Below are 17,651 nucleotides of genomic sequence, written 5' to 3'. Positions count from 1 at the left end.
CCACGCTCCCTCGATCGTTCAGCTTGCGGCCTGCCCGAGGCGTTCGCCCGCGTAGCGGTTCGTGCGGATGTCCCGCCACCAGGTTCCCTGCCCCAGGTACCAGCGCACGGTCTCGTGGAGGCCAGCGTCGAAGCCGTGTTCCGGCTGCCAGCCGAGGTCTGTCCGGATGCGCGCGGGATCCACCGCGTAGCGGAGATCGTGGCCGGGCCGGTCCACCACGAAGGTGATTTGGTTCGCGTAGCCGTGGCCGTCCGCTCGGGGTTCGAGCTCGTCCAAGCTGCTGCAGATCGCCCGAACCACGTCGAGATTGCGCAGCGGCCCCGAGGCCCCGATATTGTAGTGCGATCCGGGCTCGGCGCGCGTCGCGGCGAGCACAAGCGCGCGCACGTGGTCGTCGACGTGCAGCCAGTCCCGCCGGTTCTCGCCCGTCCCATAAACGGGTAGCGCCTCGCCGGACAGCGCCTTGGTGACCATCAGCGGGATCAGCTTTTCCGGGAACTGCCACGGTCCGTAGCAGTTCGAGCAGTTCGTGATCACGGTGGGCAGCCCGTAGGTGCGATTCCACGCCCGCACGAGGTGGTCGGCGGCTGCCTTGCTCGCGGCGTACGGGGAATTGGGCGCGTACGGCGTGTCCTCGCTCGCGAGGTACCCCGCCGGCATGGAGCCGTAGACCTCATCCGTGGACACCTGGTGGAAGCGGAACGCGGCCCGCGACGCGGCCGGCAGGTGGTGCCAGTGGGTCAACGCCACGTCCAAAAGGGTCTGAGTCCCAAGAATGTTCGTTCGCGAGAACGCCATCGGCGCGTCGATCGAGCGATCGACGTGGCTTTCCGCTGCCAGGTTGATGACGATATCGGGGGGATGCCGCCGGAAAATCTCGCGCATCCGCTCCGCGTCCGCGATGTCGCCACGCGCGAACACATACCTGGGCGATGCGGTAACCGCTTCCACGGCGTCCGGGTTCGCGGCGTAGGTCAGCTTGTCGACGTTTACCACGGCGTGAGAAGTATCCGTGATGAGGTGCCTGACCAGCGCCGAACCGATGAACCCCATGCCGCCAGTTACCAGGATGCGCATATGCAAGCCCCTTTGACTTCGTGCGGAAGGAAGCACTCGCACCTCGTCATGGTCACGTGATCCGCCGAGTCCCGGTCCACGATTCCGGATTTCGTGGTACGCGATCACCGGCAAATCATCCATCGCCCTTGTGTGTTCGGTGAAAACAAAAAAAGCCTACCCTCTATGACGTATTCATGACCCGACCGAGACGGAAGTTCATTCCATTTTTACTGTTGCTTTAGTGTTCTTAAAGAAAGACGATGATTGCTGGGTTCAATAGGAAAAAATTTGCAATATGAGGCGCTTCAAAAGCGATCGCGTCTCGTTGTTACAGGGTGTCTGCCGAGGGTCGTTGTTTCAAAAATCCAAATCTCCGGAACATCTGATCAATCGATGCGACGGATTGGGCGGTGGAGTCAGCAAGGTGAACAGCATCTTTTCACCGGAAGGTGTGCGGGGCACAGCGAACCGTGACCCGCTCACCGCCTCGGGTGTCGTCAAACTGGCCATGGCTGCGATCGCTCACATGGTCCGCGACCATGACGGCGTGACGGTCGTTGTCGGTCGCGACACGCGACTGTCGGGCGGCATGCTCGAACAGGCACTGGCGGCCGGCTTCATGGCTGTCGGGGCGCGCGTGAAGCTGTTGGGGCCGGTGCCCTACGGCGCTGTTGCGCTGGAGACGCGTGTGTCCTGCGCCAGCCTTGGCGTGATGGTTTCGGGTGGCGACGAGATGTACTCCATCAACGGGCTTGCCTTCGTGAATGCGGAGGGGCGGCCCATCCGTGCTGCCGAACAGGCCGCGATCGAGGCCGGCTTGGCCGATGGCGATCACGAGATGGGCATTTCGTCTGCCGAGTTGGGCAGCATCGACGTCCATCCCGCGCCGACCGCCGCGTACGACGCGGCGCTTCGCGCCCTCCTGCCACCCGGGATCGGGCTGGACGGCATGCGCGTGGTCCTGGATGGAGCGCACGGCGCGGCCTGTGCCATTGCCCCGACCCTGCTGCGCAGCCTCGGCGCCGAGGTTGTCGAACTCGGCTGTCAGCCCAACGGCAGGAACATCAATCGCGGCGTTGGCGTGGAAGCCCCGTGGACCCTCCAGGATGCCGTAACCGCGCACCGGGCGGACGTAGGCGTGGCCATCGGTGGCGACGGACAGCGGGCGCTTGTGGTTGACGAAACGGGCGAGCTCGCCGAACCCGATGAACTGTTCGCCGTGATCGCAGCGTTCGCGCGTGATCACGGCCATTTGACCCGTCCGGCCGCCGTCGGTTGCGACAAGGCCAACATCGGCCTGGAGCGCTGGTTGCAAGCCAATGGCCTCGGGTTGATCCGCACTTCGGCGGAGCCACCCCACCTGCCGCATACGCTCTGGACGAGCGACTGCGGCCTGGCGGCCAGCACCTCGGGTCACTACATTCTGCGCGACCACGTTCCGGTCGCGGACGGGCTGATGGCCGCTCTGGTGGCGCTCGCCCGGCTGGCCGAAGCGCGGTGTCCGGCGAGCACCCTGCTCCACCCCTTCGAAATGGTGCCCCAACACGAGGTTTACGTTCCGGCGGACCCCGCCGTGCTGGAACTGGACGCGACGCGTGGCGTAATTGCCCGTGTCCGCGCGGCACTGGGAGCCAGCGGCCGGCTGCTCGTCGCCCCCGCCTTGGCCAACAGTCACGTGCGCGTCGTCATTGAGGCCGACGACGGGGGCCGCGTGGATGCGCTGATCTCACAGCTTGTGGCGGGCCTGCGCAGCGCGATGGGCCGGGACAGGGCCAAGCCGCCGAACCCGGCGTTGCGGTGAGCACGCCTCAGCTGACGACGCTGCGAACCTGGGGGTGAAGGTCCAAATCCGCGAGCGTACGGCGCACCTCGTCGAGGTAGAGCGGGTTCATGACCAGCACAACGTCCGGATCGAGGCGTTGAAGCTGGTCCGGCGCGACGATTTCGTGGCCGCTTTCCGGGATGTATTTGCCCTGCTTGTGCGGGTTGACGTCCACCACGGCGCGGATGCTGCGGCTTTCCGGGCGCGTTAAATTCAGGAAGGTCACGCTCTTGGACCCTGCACCCCAGACGACCACAGTGCCGGACGCGCTCGCGAGTTCGAGGCTCTCGCGCCAGCTAGCGATCATCCGGTCCAGATGGCCTTGAAAAGCTGCCACGTCCGCCCGTGTCGGCGCTTCCCCACGGACCAGCCCCGGGGCCGCGTCCTCGGCCGGCCCGACCAGAGCCGACAGGAACTGCCCGCCGAAGGTCGCCTCGACCCAGTATGTCGACAGGCCACGTCGGGCCAGCAGCATCCGGAGCGAGCGTTCACAAAAGTACCAGACGTGCTCGTAGATCAGGTCCCAGATGGCCCCGTGGCGAACTGTCACAAGCCCGTTCGGAACCTCGATGTACAAGCACGATCGGGGAGTCTTCAGCGCATCCGCGAGGAGGTCGACAAATGCCGCGGGGTCGTCGACGTGCTCCAGCACGTGCTGGCAGATCACGAGATCGCCTCGGCTGCGCGGGTAGCTCTCCGGGCTGAAGTAGTCGCGAACGAACGTGACCCGATCCGTTGCACCGGGGTCGTCGGCCAGGGGCGCACTTGGATCGAAGCCCAGCCCGGTATTGGCGCCGGCCTTGCAGATCTCTTGCAAAAAATCGCCGCGCCCGCAGCCGACCTCGAGGACGTCTTTACCCCGCAGATCGCAGTCCGCAATCAGCCGTTCGGCCAAGCGGGTGGCGTAGTCTTGAAAGCGCGGTGACCAGTGAAGCGAATTCTCGTAGACCCCTTCATAGGTCATGCGGCGGGCGTCGAACGCCCGGTTGAAAACGTGGCCGCAGTCGCCGCACGCGACCAGCTCCAGAGTCCCGGTCGGGCTTTCGAGGGCTTCGCGTTGGCTCTCGAGCAGGACATTGCAGTGCGTGGGCACGCCGGTGATCGTTGCCATGCCCTGAATGGTTTGCGAAGAACAAATTGGGCACGACTCCATAATCCACAACTCCGCCATTTCTTCACGTTGGCGCGAAGTGCGTCACTGGGATCAGTTCCGCTGTGTGGCCGCGATGTGCCAGTTCGTCGCGGATCTCCGGCATGTAGATCGGGTTCATGACGACGATCTGGTCGGGCCGGATTCGGTCCAGTGCTTCCGGGGTCATGACGGGGCACGCGGACTGGGGAAGATATGTGCCGGCCTTTCGCGGGTTGACGTCGAACGCACACGTCACGTCTTGGTGGGCGCCGATGCTGGTGAGGAAGGCGACGGCCTTCGACCCGCCGCCCCAGAGCGCCGTGCGCAGCCCTTGCGCGCCCGACGCGTCGAACCAAGTCCGCCACGCCGCGATCTGGCGCGCACACCGCTCCGCAAAGCCGCGCAGGTCGGGAAGTTGGTCGCTCGCGGATGCCGGCGTCGTTGCGTCGCTGGATGGACTTGGCGTCGGCCGTGCTTCAATCATGAGGTACTGGCCATCGTATTCGACCCGGCTGGCCTGAACCTCGAAGCCGGCCGCCTCGAACAGGCGCACGAGCGCCGGCTGTGTGAAGTACGAGCAATGCTCGTAATAGACGTCCCAGAACGCTCCTTCGTCGACAATCCGTTGAAAATCAGGGACTTGGAAGAAAACGCCCGTGTCCGGCCTGTCGCCGATCGCCCGCCGTACCATGTGCACGAAATCGAAGGTATCCGGGATGTGTTCCAGAGTCTGCTTGCAGCACACGAAGTCGGCACCGATGGTGCCGCTTGCTTCGGTGAAGAAGTCGGCGACGGCGTGGACCGTATTTCCCGCCACCACCTGTGTCGCCGGACCGCGATAGGCGGGGTCGAAGCCGTAGACCGGGTTGGCCCCGTGGTGCGCCAGGATGTGGAGGAATTCCCCCTGCCCGCACCCGATTTCGAGCACGCTGCGACCGGCCAGATCGTGGCGTGAAACCAAATCCTCCGCCAGACGCTCGTGGAAGGTGTTGAACGTCGGCGAAAAGCTCTGGCTTGCTTCGTAGTCCGCGCCGTAGCGTTCGAGTGCCGGATCGAAGGCCGTGTTGGTGACGAAACCGCAGGTGCCGCAGGCCGCAAGGCGTATGGTCCCCGTGGGAAAGGCCTGCGCTTCCACCGGATCGCGCAACAGGATCATGCTGTGGATCGGTACATCCCGCAACTCGTAGATCGGCGTCATGCCGCTGTCGCCGCAGTTCGGACAGGAATCCGGCCGGTTTTTCGCATGCCCGTCCTGGCGCCCGCCGTACACGTCCGGGTTGTGGTCCACCGTCTCCATCCCCATGCCAACAAACCCTTCGATCATGGCACGCGAGCAGCTTTTTGCATCACGCGCGGGAACGTCCCGGTGCGTCAGGCGATCGCCGGCGCGTTGACGAGGCGCGGCTCCGGCAGCGGCACGATGAACTGACCGCCTACGTCGAGGTACTGTCGTTGCTGGGCGATGATCTCGTCCGCGAAGTTCCACGCCAGGATCAGCGTGTAGTCCGGGCGGTCCGTCACCAGGCAGTCCGGTTTCCGGATCGGCAGATGATTGCCGCCCGTGTACAGGCCCTGTTTGTGCGGACTGAGGTCCACGATGTAGTCGAGATGGCGGCCGTCGATGCCGCAGAAATTCATCAAGGTCGTGGCCTTGGCAGCCGCCCCGTAGCCGACGATCCGGCGCCCTTCCGCCTTGATGCCGTCGAGCAGCGTCATGAGCTGCCGGCGCAGGTTTTCTGTGCGCGCGGCGAAATCGGTGAAGTACGCCAGCGTGGTGATGCCGCGCGTCCGCTCCCACCGCAGGAGATCGGTGACAGAGGTGTCGGGGCGTTCGGTGTGTTCCACGAAGAGCCGGAGCGAACCGCCGTGGATCTCGGTGCGGTCGACATGGTTCAGGTACAGGCCGTGCCGACGGAACAGTTGGTCGAGCGCCGTGACCGTGAAGTAGCACAAATGCTGGTGGTAGATCGTGTCGAATTCCAGCTTGTCGACCAGGTCGACGGCGTAGGGAACCTCGATGACGGCCTGCCCGTCCGGCTTCAGCAGAGTTCGGATTCCGGCCACGAAGCCGTTCAGGTCCGGCACATGGGCCAACACGTTGTTGGCGAGGATGATGTCGGCCCGAAGACCTTCCTCGTCGCGCAGGCTCTTGGCCAAGCCCTGAGTAAAAAACGTGGTGCGCGTGGGGATGCCCGCCCCCTGAGCTGCCCTGGCGGGGCCGTCGGCCGGGTCGATGCCCAGCACCGGGATGCCGGCCCGGTGGAAGTGGCGAAGCATGTAGCCGTCGTTGCTGGCCAGCTCGACGACGAGCGAATTGGCGTCGAGCCGCCGGTCCTCGATGATCGCCTCGGCGCTGGCTTGAAAATGCGCGAGCAGCGTGGGCGACACGGAGGAGTAGTAGGGGTAGTCGCGGCAGAAAAGTTCTTCGGGGGGCACCGAATGAGTCAGCTGCATCAGTGAGCAGGCGGAACAGAGCACGACGTCCAGCGGCGCCGTGGGCTCGGGCTCGTGGCACTGTTCCGGCGTCAGCAGGCGATCAGCCAGCGGGCTGTCTCCCAGCGACAGGATTTCGTGCAGCGGGCCTGTCCCGCACGACCGGCACGTCACCTCCGTTGTCGCCATTCCCAACCCCTTTTTGAACAATCCATGCGCAGGGCCCTGCGACCCGGCGCCTTAGCCGGCCGCCCATGGCAGGGTCATTGCAAAGCTTCGGCGTACCCGCGCTGGAGCCGCAGGCTCGGGTCGACCCGCCCGTCCCGCATGAGCTTTTTCAGGTAGTGGATCCGGCTGTAGCGCTCGCCTTCGAACTCTTCGAGCTTTAGGCCCACGCGGCGATAGGTTTCGTACAGTTCGGCAATGCCGTCGCGCACGCTCCAGACGGGCTCGAAACCCGTGGTGCGGGTCAGCTTGCCGGGATCGACACGGTAACAGCGGGCATCCGCCTGCGCGCCCTCGGCCAGGGTGACCTGCGCGTTCGGGACGATCTCGGCGACCGCCTGGGCGATGTCGCGGATTTGCAGATTGTCTGCGGCGCGCGCCACGTTGAACGCTTCATTGTGAACCACTTCGCGACGCTCTTCGACGACGCGCGCGAACGCGGTGGCAACGTCGCGGACGTGGACCACCGGCCGCCATGGCGTGCCGTCGCTCTTCAGATGCACGTCACCCGTGGTGAAGGCCCAGGCCGTGAGGTTGTTCACCACCAGGTCGAAGCGGATCCGCGGCGCCACGCCGTACACCGTGGCGTTGCGCAGGAACGTGGGACTGAAGGACTCGTCCGCCATCGCGCCCACGTCGCGCTCGACCGCCACCTTGGAGCTGCCGTAGGGGGTCACCGGATTGAAGGGGCTCGTCTCGTCCAGAAGATCTGCGCCGCTGGCGCCGTAGGTGCTGCAGGACGACGAGAACACGAAACGCGGCACCCCGGCGGTCTTGGCGATGCGCGCCAGCCGCACCGAAGCCGCGTGGTTAATAGCCGCGGTCAACGTGGGGTCGAGATCGCCGAGGGGGTCGTTCGACAGTCCCGCCAAGTGGATGACGGCGTCGAAGCCGTCGACGTCCTGCGGGCAAACATCCCGGATGTCCCGGTCGATGGTGGGGACGCTGACCGCCGGCTCCAGGTATGTGCAATCCCGGAACAAGCCGCAATCCAGCCCGACGACGCTGTGTCCCCGCTCCAGCAGCATCGGAACCAGGACGCCGCCGATATAGCCTTCGTGCCCCGTCACCAAGATCCGCATGGCATCATTCCCAAATCTTCCACGGCGCCTGATTGCTTTCCCACAAGCGCTCGAGGATGTGTTTTTCCCGAAGCGTATCCATGCACTGCCAAAACGAGTCGTGCTTGTACGCCATCAGTTGCCCGTCACGAGCCAGGTTTTGCAGCGGCTCGTGTTCGAACATCGTGTAGTCGCCGGGGATGTACTCCAGCACCCCTGGTTCGAGGACGAAGAAGGCGCCGTTGATCCAGCCTTCGCGCGCCTGCGTCTTCTCCTCGAATGCTGTCACCTCGTTGCCGTTGAATTCCATGTAGCCGTAGCGTGCCGGCGGACGAACCGCCGTCACCGTCGCGAGCCGACCGTGGGACCGGTGGAAGGCCAACAGCTTGTCCAGATCGACATCGGCCACCCCGTCCCCCCACGTCAGCATGAAGGTTTCATTGCCAAGATACGGTGCCAGACGCTTGATTCGCCCGCCCGTCAGGGTCTTTTGGCCCGTGTCGACGAGTTCCACGACCCAATCGAATGTGCTTCGGCGCGTGTGTTCGATCGATCCCGTCTCGAAATCCAATTTAACGTTTGCGTTGTTTTTGCAATAATGTTCCATGTATTCTTTTATATAGTCACCCTTGTAGCCAAGAGCGACGATGAATTCCTTGAAATTGTAGTGATAGTAATGGCGCATGATGTGCCAAAGAATGGGGTGGCCGCCGATCTCCACCATCGGCTTCGGCTTCACCTTCGTCTCTTCCGCCAGGCGTGTACCCGCACCGCCTGCCAGGATCACAACCTTCATGGCCCTACCCTATCGCTGACGTCTCTAAATCCGGTGTATGCTCATTGCCGCAAATGCTGAACTGCACGAGCGGTGAATGGCCGGGGCAAAATGGCTGTAATCCCGAGGCATCAGGCGGTGATTAGCCTCTATTGAATTATGTCAAAAGAAAACCTCCTACGTCGTTTGGACCCGTTATGGGCGTGACTGTTTTTGTATACATTTCCGTTTGTAAAAATTGCGATTAACCGGGCGATATGGGGTCGGGCATGCGATTTGGGTCTCGGATGGAACGCAGCTGCGGAAAGCCCCGTGCGGTCATCGTGTCCCCGCGCGGATTGACCCATCAGTTGTCGCGCTGCTGCAGCTATGAGTTCGAAGACGCGGTTGCCGCGATGGAGGACGCTGATCTTTACACGCCTGTCCACACGCGCTCGTCCCGCTTCCTGGAGAAGCTGCGCAATCGCTTGGCGGATGGTACCGCCGCCTACCGTCTCGTTCCGACGGGAACGGCGATTGAAATCGAGCGCAATTACGAGATCGGGTTTTTCCTCGTGCAGTTCGCCCGCGATCTCGTAAGCTTCGACATGATCCGCCGATGGCGCCAGCGTACGCGGATCGCGGTGTGCGTGATCGAAGAACTCTGGGCTGCGGATATTGAACGTTTTCGGCACAAGCTGAAAAGGCTTCAGGCGTTCGATCATGTTTTTTGTGGCTGCGCTGGAAGCGTGGCGCGTCTGTCTGCGGCGATCGGGCGGCCCGTGCATTACTTGCCGCCGGGGGTGGACGCGCTGAAATTCGCGCCAAACCGCGACGACAACCTTCGCGCCATTGACGTGTGCGCGATCGGGCGCCAATCACGCGAAACCCATCGGGCGCTGGTTCAGCTATCCCGCGAAGCCGGGCTTTATTATCACCACGACACCCTGGTCGGCCCGTTCACGGCGCGTGAGCCGAGCGAGCACCGGCGGCTGCTGGCGAACACGATCAAACACAGCCGCTATTTTCTGGCGAACACCGCGAAGATCGATCAGGCCCACGAAACCCAGCATCAGGCCGAAGTTGGATTCCGCTTCTTCGAAGGCATGGCCGGCGGGGCTGTCCTGTTGGGAACGCCGCCGAAAACGCCGGTTTTCGACGAGCTGTTCGATTGGCCGGATGCGGTGATCGAGATCCCGTTCCATCATTCCGGTATTGGCGAAACGCTTGCCGAGCTCGACCGGCAGCCGGAGCGCTTGACGCGGATCCGCCGTGACAACCTGACGGGCATTCTGCGCAGGCACGACTGGCTGTATCGCTGGCGAAGGATCCTTGAGCACGCCGGCCTACCCGAGACGCGTCAGATGGCCTTGCGGGAGCGCGAGCTGGAGCGCCTCAAGCAGCGCATCGTGTCCACGGCCGGCGCGCCCACGCGGCCGAACGGCCTCCAGACCGTCATCGGATCGAACCACAGTGTCACACCCGCCAAGACGTGACCTTGTCCCCGAACGGGCACACGCCCAGCGGAGTGGGCGTGAGGACGTGGGGCGATTCACGCCAAGACGCTACGGCCGCGTTGCTGCGATCCGCCGCACGCGTTGCGAGGTGTCACGAACGAGGGTCGTCGATCAGCACGTTCGGTTGGGCGAGCGCGTGCAGCGCGTCGAGATCGGTGATCGCCACTTCCTTGCCGCGAACCACGGCACCGTGATCTCGGATGGTCGACAGACTGCGGGACAGGTTCTCGCGGGTCATGCCGAGCAGTGAGGCCAGGGTGGCCTTGTCGAGAGTCAAGTGAAAACGGTCGGCGTCCCCGTGCTCCGCACGTAAGCGCAGGAGATAGTTGGCAATTCGCTCGTTGGCAGGGCGCAGCTTCTGGTCCTTCACCGTCTTGACCATCGTGCGGAAGCCGCGCGCCAGTTCGTCGATCATCGCGCTCGCAAACGCGGCGTCCGCGCCGATGAGGTCCTGGATCACGGTGGCCGGAATGATGAGCACGCGCGAGGTTTCCAGGGTGCGCGCGGACATCAGGTTGACCTGGTCGCGCACGACCGCGGCCAGGATGAACGCCGTGACCGGTTCGAAGACGGCCACCGTCGTCCGCCGGCCGGCATGGGTGCTGCTCATTTCCACGCGCCCCTCGACGATCACGCAGAGCGTATCGGCCGGCTGCCCCTCTTCCAGCAGCACCGTTTCGCGCGGAAATCGCTGCATGAAGCTGGCTGTCACCAGCGTGTCGAAACTGTCGGATGCCATCGTGGCGAAGACCGGCAGGCGCCGGACCGCCTCAATGTCGTCGGTTCGAATCATGGCGCCGCCCCATTTCCTTAACAGCCAAACTGTTCAGGTTTGTGATATATGTCAATCGGATAAGTAAAAAAAGTCATATATGAAAATGATTCCTGTGTATTATCCGAATAAAGAAAATCCTATACATTTGTGGTATTTATGAAATTTCAATTCCGTTTGACTCAGATCATACGCTTGCGCCCCAATTCTCCGTAGCGCTCGTGGCGATAAGGGGTGCGCGCACCCCGGTTCATTCCTGGGAACGGCGCAAGGACCGCACCGATGAACACCTTGGACGGGGTCACCCCCAAGCAACAATATCGGGCACTTGGGTTGAGCACGCTGGGGTTCACGATCTGTTTCGCAGTCTGGACGATCTTTTCCATCATCGGCGTGCAAATCAAGGAAGACCTGGGCCTGTCGGAAACCCAGTTTGGCATCCTGGTCGCCACGCCGGTGCTGACGGGGTCGATCAGTCGTATCTTCCTGGGTGTGTGGACGGAGCAGTTCGGCGGCCGCCTCGTCTTCACCATCCAAATGCTCACGACGGCTGTGTGCACTTGGCTCCTGTCGATGGTGGAGACCTACTTGGTCTTCCTCGTCGCGGCCCTGGGCGTTGGGCTGGCCGGCGGCTCCTTCATTGTCGGCATCGCCTACACCTCGAAATGGTTTGAGAAGGGACGCCAGGGCACGGCGCTGGGCATCTTCGGCGCGGGCAACGTCGGCGCCGCCGTAACCAACTTCGGCGCGCCCTTCCTCGTGGTCGCGCTGGGCTGGGAGCAGACGGCGCAGGTCTACGCCGTGGTGCTCGCCATTATGGGCGTTGCCTTCTTTATCTTCGCCAAAGAGGACCCGACGACCATCGCGCGGCGAAGGGGAGAAGGTTCCACGGCCTCGACGATGATGCAGCTGGAGCCGTTGAAGTACATCCAGGTGTGGCGCTTCGCCACGTACTACTTCTTCGTCTTCGGCGGCTTCGTCGCGCTCGCCTCCTACCTGCCGCGCTACTACACGGGCGCGTACGACACCTCGCTGGCGCTGGCGGGCACGCTCGCCGCCGTGTATTCGCTCCCCGCCTCGGTTTTCCGCGCTCTGGGCGGGTGGATGTCCGACCGCTGGGGCGCGCGGGCGGTGATGTACCTCACCTTCATCGTCTCGCTCGTCTGTCTCTTCCTCATGAGCTATCCGCAGACGCAGTACGTCGTGCAGGGCGTGGACGGGCCGATCCGCTTCAGCTTCGGCGTGCCGCTGTGGATGTTCGTCGCGCTGAGTGTGGTGCTCGGCTTCGTGATGTCGCTCGGCAAGGCGGCCGTCTACAAGCACATCCCCGTCTACTACCCGGACCACGTCGGGTCCGTGGGCGGCCTCGTGGGCATGATCGGCGGCCTGGGCGGCTTCGTCCTCCCCATCGCCTTCGGCGGCCTGATCGACGTGACGGGCGTTTGGACCTCCGCCTTCCAGCTGATGTTCATCATCGTCGCCGTCAGCTTCGTGTGGATGCACGTCGCCATCCGCCTCATGGAGCGGCGCAAGTACCCGCAGCTCGCCAAGGAAACGCAGCTCTCCGACCTGCCGGACCAGCCCGTGCGCGTGCGCCGGGCCGGAGAGCGCGGCACGAGCGGTAAGACCGGCTCCAACACCACCCAACCCGCCCGCTGACGGCGCCACGAGAACGGAAAGACGTCCATCATGACCAACGCAACGAGCCACGCGGTTCCCAAGGGCGGCCAGGTGCTCACCGACTGGCGGCCGGACGACGAGCAGTTCTGGGAGGACGCCGGCTACAAGGTCGCCCAGCGCAACCTCTGGATCTCCATTCCCTGCCTGTTGCTGGCGTTCTGTGTCTGGCTGGTGTGGAGCGTCGTGGTCGCCAAGCTCGGCGCGATCGGCTTCAACTACACCACCAACCAGCTCTTCTGGCTCAGCTCGCTGCCGGGGCTCTCCGGGGCCACGCTGCGCATCTTCTACAGCTTCATGGTGCCCATCTTCGGCGGCCGGCGCTGGACGGCGATTTCCACGGCCTCGCTGCTGATCCCGGCCGTGGGGATCGGGATCGCCGTCCAGAACCCGGACACGCCCTACTGGGTGTTCCTGGTGCTGGCACTGTTGTGCGGCTTCGGCGGCGGGAACTTCGCCTCGTCGATGGCCAACATCTCCTTTTTCTTCCCGCGCAAGTCGAAGGGCAACGCCCTCGCCCTCAACGCCGGCCTGGGCAACGCGGGCGTCAGCGTCATGCAGCTGATCGTGCCCATCGTCATCACCTTCTCGGTTTTCGGCAGCCTTGGCGGCCCACCGCAGGAGGTGTCCGAGGGCGGCAAGATCTGGCTGCAGAACGCCGGCTTCATCTGGGTGCCCTTTCTGGTGATCGCCACGATCGCCGCCTGGTTCGGCATGAACGACATCGCCAGCGCGCGCGCGTCCTTCTCGGATCAGGCGGTGATCTTCCGGCGCAAGCACAACTGGATCATGTGCGTGCTCTACACCGGCACGTTCGGCTCCTTCATCGGCTATTCGGCCGGCTTCCCACTGCTGGCGACCAACCAGTTCCCCGACGTGGGTGCGCTGCAGTACGTCTTCCTGGGCCCGCTGGTGGGCGCACTCAGCCGCGCGGCGACGGGCTGGATCTCCGACAAGTTCGGCGGCGGGCGCGTCACGCTTTGGACCTTCGTGGTGATGATCGCCGCCGTCCTGGGTGTGCTCTTCTTCCTGGGCATCCGCGAGCAGCCCGGCGCCTTCTGGGGCTTCTTCGCGATGTTCATGATCCTCTTCTTCGCCACGGGCGTGGGCAACGCCTCCACCTTTCAGATGATCCCCGTGATCTTCCGCAAGGAAGTGCCACGGCTGATGCCCGACACGAGCGCGGCGGAGCAGACGCGCGAGGCGGAGCGGGAAAGCGCCGCCACGATCGGCTTCACCTCCGCGATCGCTGCCTACGGTGCCTTCGTCATCCCCAAGGCCTACGGCACGTCGATCGAGTACACGGGCGGCGCCGAGCCGGCGCTCTACCTCTTCATCGCCTTTTACGCGGTGTGCACGGCCCTGACGTGGTGGTTCTACACCCGCCGCAACGCCGAGATCCGCTGCTGAGCCCGCGACCTGGAGACTCCTGATGAGCCACTTTCTCGACCGGCTGACCTTCTTCCGCAAGAACGTGGGCCAGTTTTCCGACGGCCACGGGATCGTCACCAACGAGGACCGCTCGTGGGAGGACGGATACCGCAACCGTTGGCAGCACGACAAGGTCGTGCGTTCCACCCACGGTGTAAACTGCACCGGATCGTGCTCGTGGAAGATCCACGTGAAGGGCGGGATCGTTACCTGGGAGACGCAGCAGACGGACTACCCACGCACGCGCCCGGACATGCCCAACCACGAACCGCGCGGTTGCTCCCGCGGGGCGAGCTATTCCTGGTACATCTACTCGGGCAACCGCCTGAAGTACCCCATGATGCGCCAGCAGCTCGTGGCGCTGTGGCGCGAGGCGCGCAAGACGCACAGCCCCGTAGCTGCGTGGAAGTCGATCGTCGAGGACCCGGAAAAGGCGCAGTCCTACAAACAGCGCCGCGGCCTTGGCGGCTTCGTGCGCGTGGACTGGGACGAGGCGACCGAGCTGGTGGCGGCAGCCAACGCTTACACCGTCCGGTCTTACGGGCCGGACCGCGTGGCGGGCTTCTCGCCCATCCCGGCGATGTCGATGCTCTCCTACGCGGCGGGCACGCGCTACCTCTCGCTGCTCGGCGGGACGTGCCTGTCCTTCTACGACTGGTACTGCGACCTGCCGCCGTCCTCGCCGCAGACCTGGGGCGAGCAGACCGACGTGCCCGAGAGCGCGGACTGGTACAACGCGGGCTTCCTGCTGATCTGGGGCTCCAACGTGCCGCAGACGCGCACGCCCGACGCGCACTTCTACACCGAAGCGCGCTACAAGGGCGCCAAGAGCGTCGTCATCACGCCGGACTACTCGGAAGCCTCGAAGTTCGGCGACCTCTGGCTCTCGCCCAAGCAGGGCACGGACGCCGCGCTGGGCATGGCGATGGGCCACGTCATCCTGCGCGAATTCCACCTGGATCGGCAGTCCGACTACTTCCAGGACTACTGCCGGCGCTACACCGACTTCCCCAAGCTGGTGCGCCTGGACCCGCAGGGCGACGGCTACACGGGCGGGCGCCTGCTTCGCGCGAGCGACTTCGCCGATGCGCTGGGCGAGCAGGAGAATGCCGACTGGAAGACGGTCGCGTACGACCGCAAGACGGGCGAGATCGTGGTTCCGCGCGGCTCCATCGGCTTCCGCTGGAGTTCGGACGGCCACTGGAACCTGGAGGAGAAGGACGGCCGGGACCGCGACGTCGAGCTGCGCCTGACCACGCTGCACGACCGCGACCACAGCGCGCCCGTGCGCTTCCCCTACTTCGGCGACCGCCACCACGATTACTTCACCGGCACGGATCACGACGAGGTGCTCACGCGCCAGGTGCCGGTGAAGCGCGTCACCCTGGCCGACGGCACGGAAACGCTCGTCACCACCGTCTTCGACCTCTTCGCCGCCAACTACGGCGTGGACCGCGGCCTGGGCGGCGAGAACGCCGCGACCTCCTATGACGACGACGTGCCCTACACCCCGGCGTGGCAGGAACAGGTCACGGGCGTGCCGCGCAAGCGCGTGATCGAGGTGGCGCGCGCCTTCGCCAAGAACGCCGACCGCACCGAGGGCCGCTCGATGGTCATCCTCGGGGCGGGCCTGAACCACTGGTACCACCAGGACATGATCTACCGCAGCATCATCAATCTGTTGGTGATGTGCGGCACGGTCGGCAAGTCGGGCGGCGGCTGGTCGCACTACGTCGGCCAGGAAAAGGTGCGCCCGCAGACGGGTTGGGCGGCCGTGGCCTTCGCGCTGGACTGGCACCGCCCGCCGCGGCACATGAACGGCACCAGCTTCTTCTACGCCCATACCAATCAGTGGCGGTACGAGAAGCTGCCGGTGTCCGAGCTGCTGTCACCCACCGCGCCCGAGGGCGAGTGGAACCGCGACAGCCTGATCGACTACAACGTCCGCGCCGAGCGCATGGGCTGGCTGCCGTCGGCGCCGCAGCTCAACCGCAACCCGCTGAACGTGGCGCGCGAGGCCAGGGACGCGGGTACCGATCCCGTCTCCCACGTCGTGGACAAGCTGACGCGCGGCGACCTGGGCTTCGCCTGCGAGGACCCGGACCACCCCAACAACTTCCCGCGCAATCTCTTCGTCTGGCGCTCCAACCTGCTGGGCTCCAGCGGCAAGGGCCACGAATACTTCCTCAAGCACCTGCTGGGCACGACGCACGGGCTTCAGGGCAAGGATCTGGGCCATACGGGCGAGCAGAAACCGCGCGAGGTCGCCTGGCACGAGGAGGCGCCGGAAGGCAAGCTGGATCTGCTGTGCACGCTCGACTTCCGCATGTGCACGACCTGCCTCTATTCCGACGTCGTGCTGCCCACGGCCACGTGGTACGAGAAGTCGGACCTCAACACCTCCGACATGCACCCCTTCGTCCATCCGCTGAACCCGGCAGTGGACCCGGTGTGGGAAAGCCGCACGGACTGGGACATCTACAAGTCGATCGCCGCCAAGTTCTCCGAGGTGGCGCCGGAGGTGCTGGGCAAGGAGCAGGACATCGTCCTCAGCCCGCTCCAGCACGATTCCCCCGCCGAACTGGGCCAGCCCAAGGACGTGAAGGAGTGGCACAAGGGCGAGTGCGAGGCCCAGCCGGGCGTGACGATGCCCGCCATCAAGGTCGTCGAGCGCGACTATCCCAACGTCTACGCGCGCTTCACCTCCGTCGGGCCGCTGATGGACCAGCTCGGCAACGGCGGCAAGGGCCTGTCCTGGGACACGAACGAGGAGATCGACTACCTGCGCAAGCTCAACGGCAGCGTGCGCAAGGGGCCCACGGCGGGCCGGCCGGTGATGGAAACCGACCGGCAGGCCTGCGACACCGTGCTCTCGCTGGCCCCGGAGACAAACGGCGGGGTCGCGGCGAAAGCGTGGCACGACCTGGAAAAGCGCACGGGCCGCGAGCACGCCCACCTCGCCGACGGGCGCGAGGAGGAGCATATCCAGCTCCACGACATCACGGCGCAGCCGCGCAAAATCATCTCCTCGCCCATCTGGTCCGGCGTTGAAAGCGAGAAGGTCAGCTACAACGGCAGCTACACGAACGTCCACGAGATGATCCCGTGGCGCACGCTCAGCGGGCGGCAACAGCTCTACCAGGATCATCCCTGGATGCGGGCGTTCGGCGAAGCCCTGTGCGTCTATAAGCCGCCGGTGGACACCAAGACGATCGCGCCGGTCCAGGGCACGCACGACAACGGGCACGGCGAAATCGTGCTCAACTTCATCACGCCGCACCAGAAGTGGGGCATCCACTCAACCTACACCGACAACCTCTTGATGCTCACGCTCTCGCGCGGCGGGCCCATCGTGTGGATTTCCGAGCGCGACGCCCAGAAGGTGGGCATCGAGGACAACGACTGGATCGAGGCCTACAACGCCAACGGGGCGCTGACGGCGCGCGCGGTGGTCTCCCAGCGCGTCAAGGAGGGCATGGTGCTCATGTACCACGCCCAGGAGAAGATCGTGAACGTGCCGGGCTCCGAGCTTACGGGCACGCGCGGCGGCATCCACAACTCCGTTACGCGTGCGGTCGTGAAGCCGACGCACATGATCGGCGGCTACGCCCAGCTCAGCTACTTCTTCAACTATTACGGCACGGTGGGCTCCAACCGCGACGAATTCATCGTCGTGCGCAAGATGGCGACCGTGGACTGGCTGGAAGATCCGGAAAGCACGAAACAATACCAGTCCGCCGGCCACGTCCAATCGGGCGCGTGAAGGGA

Annotated in this window: 12 protein-coding genes; 5 read left to right on the top strand and 7 right to left on the bottom strand. The window is 64.6% G+C overall.

Annotated features, from left to right (window positions below; all coding sequences use genetic code 11):
• Positions 1 to 18 precede the first annotated feature (18 nt).
• Positions 19 to 1,077, bottom strand: coding sequence for a dTDP-glucose 4,6-dehydratase (gene rfbB / locus BLQ43_RS04355; protein WP_090018901.1), 1,059 nt, complete (start codon positions 1,075 to 1,077; stop codon positions 19 to 21).
• 277 nt (positions 1,078 to 1,354) lie between these two features.
• Between rfbB and BLQ43_RS04350 the strand changes: the two genes are divergently transcribed.
• Positions 1,355 to 2,860 (top strand): phosphohexomutase domain-containing protein, encoded by a 1,506-nt coding sequence (locus tag BLQ43_RS04350; RefSeq protein WP_090018900.1) that lies wholly within the window; start codon positions 1,355 to 1,357, stop codon positions 2,858 to 2,860.
• A gap of 7 nt (positions 2,861 to 2,867) precedes the next feature.
• Here the strand turns inward: BLQ43_RS04350 and BLQ43_RS04345 are convergent, their stop codons facing one another.
• The 5 genes from BLQ43_RS04345 to rfbF all read right to left on the bottom strand — a co-directional run bounded on the left by BLQ43_RS04345 (position 2,868) and on the right by rfbF (position 8,528).
• Entirely contained in the window at positions 2,868 to 3,992 is a 1,125-nt protein-coding gene (locus BLQ43_RS04345) for a class I SAM-dependent methyltransferase (RefSeq protein WP_176758514.1), read from the bottom strand.
• Positions 3,993 to 4,056: 64 nt separating this feature from the next.
• Complete coding sequence (locus tag BLQ43_RS04340) at positions 4,057 to 5,337, bottom strand: class I SAM-dependent methyltransferase (protein WP_090018898.1); 1,281 nt, start codon at positions 5,335 to 5,337, stop codon at positions 4,057 to 4,059.
• Between the two features lie 47 nt (positions 5,338 to 5,384).
• On the bottom strand, positions 5,385 to 6,635 hold the full coding sequence (locus tag BLQ43_RS04335; protein ID WP_090018897.1) for a class I SAM-dependent methyltransferase: 1,251 nt from the start codon (positions 6,633 to 6,635) through the stop codon (positions 5,385 to 5,387).
• A 74-nt stretch (positions 6,636 to 6,709) separates the two neighbouring features.
• The gene (locus tag BLQ43_RS04330) at positions 6,710 to 7,753 is read right to left on the bottom strand and encodes an NAD-dependent epimerase/dehydratase family protein (RefSeq protein ID WP_090018896.1); all 1,044 of its coding nucleotides are present in this window, start codon (positions 7,751 to 7,753) and stop codon (positions 6,710 to 6,712) included.
• 4 nt (positions 7,754 to 7,757) lie between these two features.
• Positions 7,758 to 8,528: a glucose-1-phosphate cytidylyltransferase gene (gene rfbF, locus BLQ43_RS04325; protein WP_090018895.1), complete on the bottom strand. Its 771-nt coding sequence runs from the start codon at positions 8,526 to 8,528 to the stop codon at positions 7,758 to 7,760.
• 266 nt (positions 8,529 to 8,794) lie between these two features.
• On the opposite strand from rfbF, the gene BLQ43_RS04320 reads away from it, so the two are divergent.
• Complete coding sequence (locus tag BLQ43_RS04320; protein WP_176758513.1) at positions 8,795 to 9,982, top strand: glycosyltransferase family protein; 1,188 nt, start codon at positions 8,795 to 8,797, stop codon at positions 9,980 to 9,982.
• A gap of 112 nt (positions 9,983 to 10,094) precedes the next feature.
• Here the strand turns inward: BLQ43_RS04320 and BLQ43_RS04315 are convergent, their stop codons facing one another.
• Positions 10,095 to 10,796 (bottom strand): helix-turn-helix domain-containing protein, encoded by a 702-nt coding sequence (locus tag BLQ43_RS04315; RefSeq protein ID WP_218119116.1) that lies wholly within the window; start codon positions 10,794 to 10,796, stop codon positions 10,095 to 10,097.
• A gap of 261 nt (positions 10,797 to 11,057) precedes the next feature.
• On the opposite strand from BLQ43_RS04315, the gene BLQ43_RS14940 reads away from it, so the two are divergent.
• From BLQ43_RS14940 to BLQ43_RS04305, 3 genes are read left to right on the top strand one after another with little or no spacing between them, the layout of a single operon-like run.
• On the top strand, positions 11,058 to 12,434 hold the full coding sequence (locus BLQ43_RS14940) for an MFS transporter (RefSeq protein WP_218119115.1): 1,377 nt from the start codon (positions 11,058 to 11,060) through the stop codon (positions 12,432 to 12,434).
• Between the two features lie 30 nt (positions 12,435 to 12,464).
• A complete protein-coding gene (locus BLQ43_RS14935) occupies positions 12,465 to 13,862 on the top strand; it encodes a NarK family nitrate/nitrite MFS transporter (protein ID WP_218119114.1) in 1,398 nt (465 codons plus the stop codon).
• A 22-nt stretch (positions 13,863 to 13,884) separates the two neighbouring features.
• On the top strand, positions 13,885 to 17,646 hold the full coding sequence (locus tag BLQ43_RS04305; RefSeq protein WP_090018893.1) for a nitrate reductase subunit alpha: 3,762 nt from the start codon (positions 13,885 to 13,887) through the stop codon (positions 17,644 to 17,646).
• Positions 17,647 to 17,651: the final 5 nt, after the last annotated feature.

It is taken from the genome of Limimonas halophila (genome assembly GCF_900100655.1).
GTDB classification, from domain to species: Bacteria; Pseudomonadota; Alphaproteobacteria; order Kiloniellales; family Rhodovibrionaceae; genus Limimonas; species Limimonas halophila.
The sequence above is the reverse complement of the archived record's forward strand: the minus strand, read 5'-3'. Positions and strand labels throughout refer to the sequence as shown.

Coding starts and splice junctions, on each gene's coding strand:
- BLQ43_RS04340 (WP_090018898.1), bottom strand. CDS start 5,337: ATGATCGAAGGGTTTGTTGGCATGGGGATGGAGACGGTGGACCACAAC.
- BLQ43_RS14940 (WP_218119115.1), top strand. CDS start 11,058: ATGAACACCTTGGACGGGGTCACCCCCAAGCAACAATATCGGGCACTT.
- BLQ43_RS04315 (WP_218119116.1), bottom strand. CDS start 10,796: ATGATTCGAACCGACGACATTGAGGCGGTCCGGCGCCTGCCGGTCTTC.
- BLQ43_RS14935 (WP_218119114.1), top strand. CDS start 12,465: ATGACCAACGCAACGAGCCACGCGGTTCCCAAGGGCGGCCAGGTGCTC.
- rfbB (WP_090018901.1), bottom strand. CDS start 1,077: ATGCGCATCCTGGTAACTGGCGGCATGGGGTTCATCGGTTCGGCGCTG.
- BLQ43_RS04345 (WP_176758514.1), bottom strand. CDS start 3,992: ATGGCAACGATCACCGGCGTGCCCACGCACTGCAATGTCCTGCTCGAG.
- BLQ43_RS04305 (WP_090018893.1), top strand. CDS start 13,885: ATGAGCCACTTTCTCGACCGGCTGACCTTCTTCCGCAAGAACGTGGGC.
- rfbF (WP_090018895.1), bottom strand. CDS start 8,528: ATGAAGGTTGTGATCCTGGCAGGCGGTGCGGGTACACGCCTGGCGGAA.
- BLQ43_RS04335 (WP_090018897.1), bottom strand. CDS start 6,635: ATGGCGACAACGGAGGTGACGTGCCGGTCGTGCGGGACAGGCCCGCTG.
- BLQ43_RS04350 (WP_090018900.1), top strand. CDS start 1,355: ATGAGGCGCTTCAAAAGCGATCGCGTCTCGTTGTTACAGGGTGTCTGC.
- BLQ43_RS04320 (WP_176758513.1), top strand. CDS start 8,795: ATGGAACGCAGCTGCGGAAAGCCCCGTGCGGTCATCGTGTCCCCGCGC.
- BLQ43_RS04330 (WP_090018896.1), bottom strand. CDS start 7,753: ATGCGGATCTTGGTGACGGGGCACGAAGGCTATATCGGCGGCGTCCTG.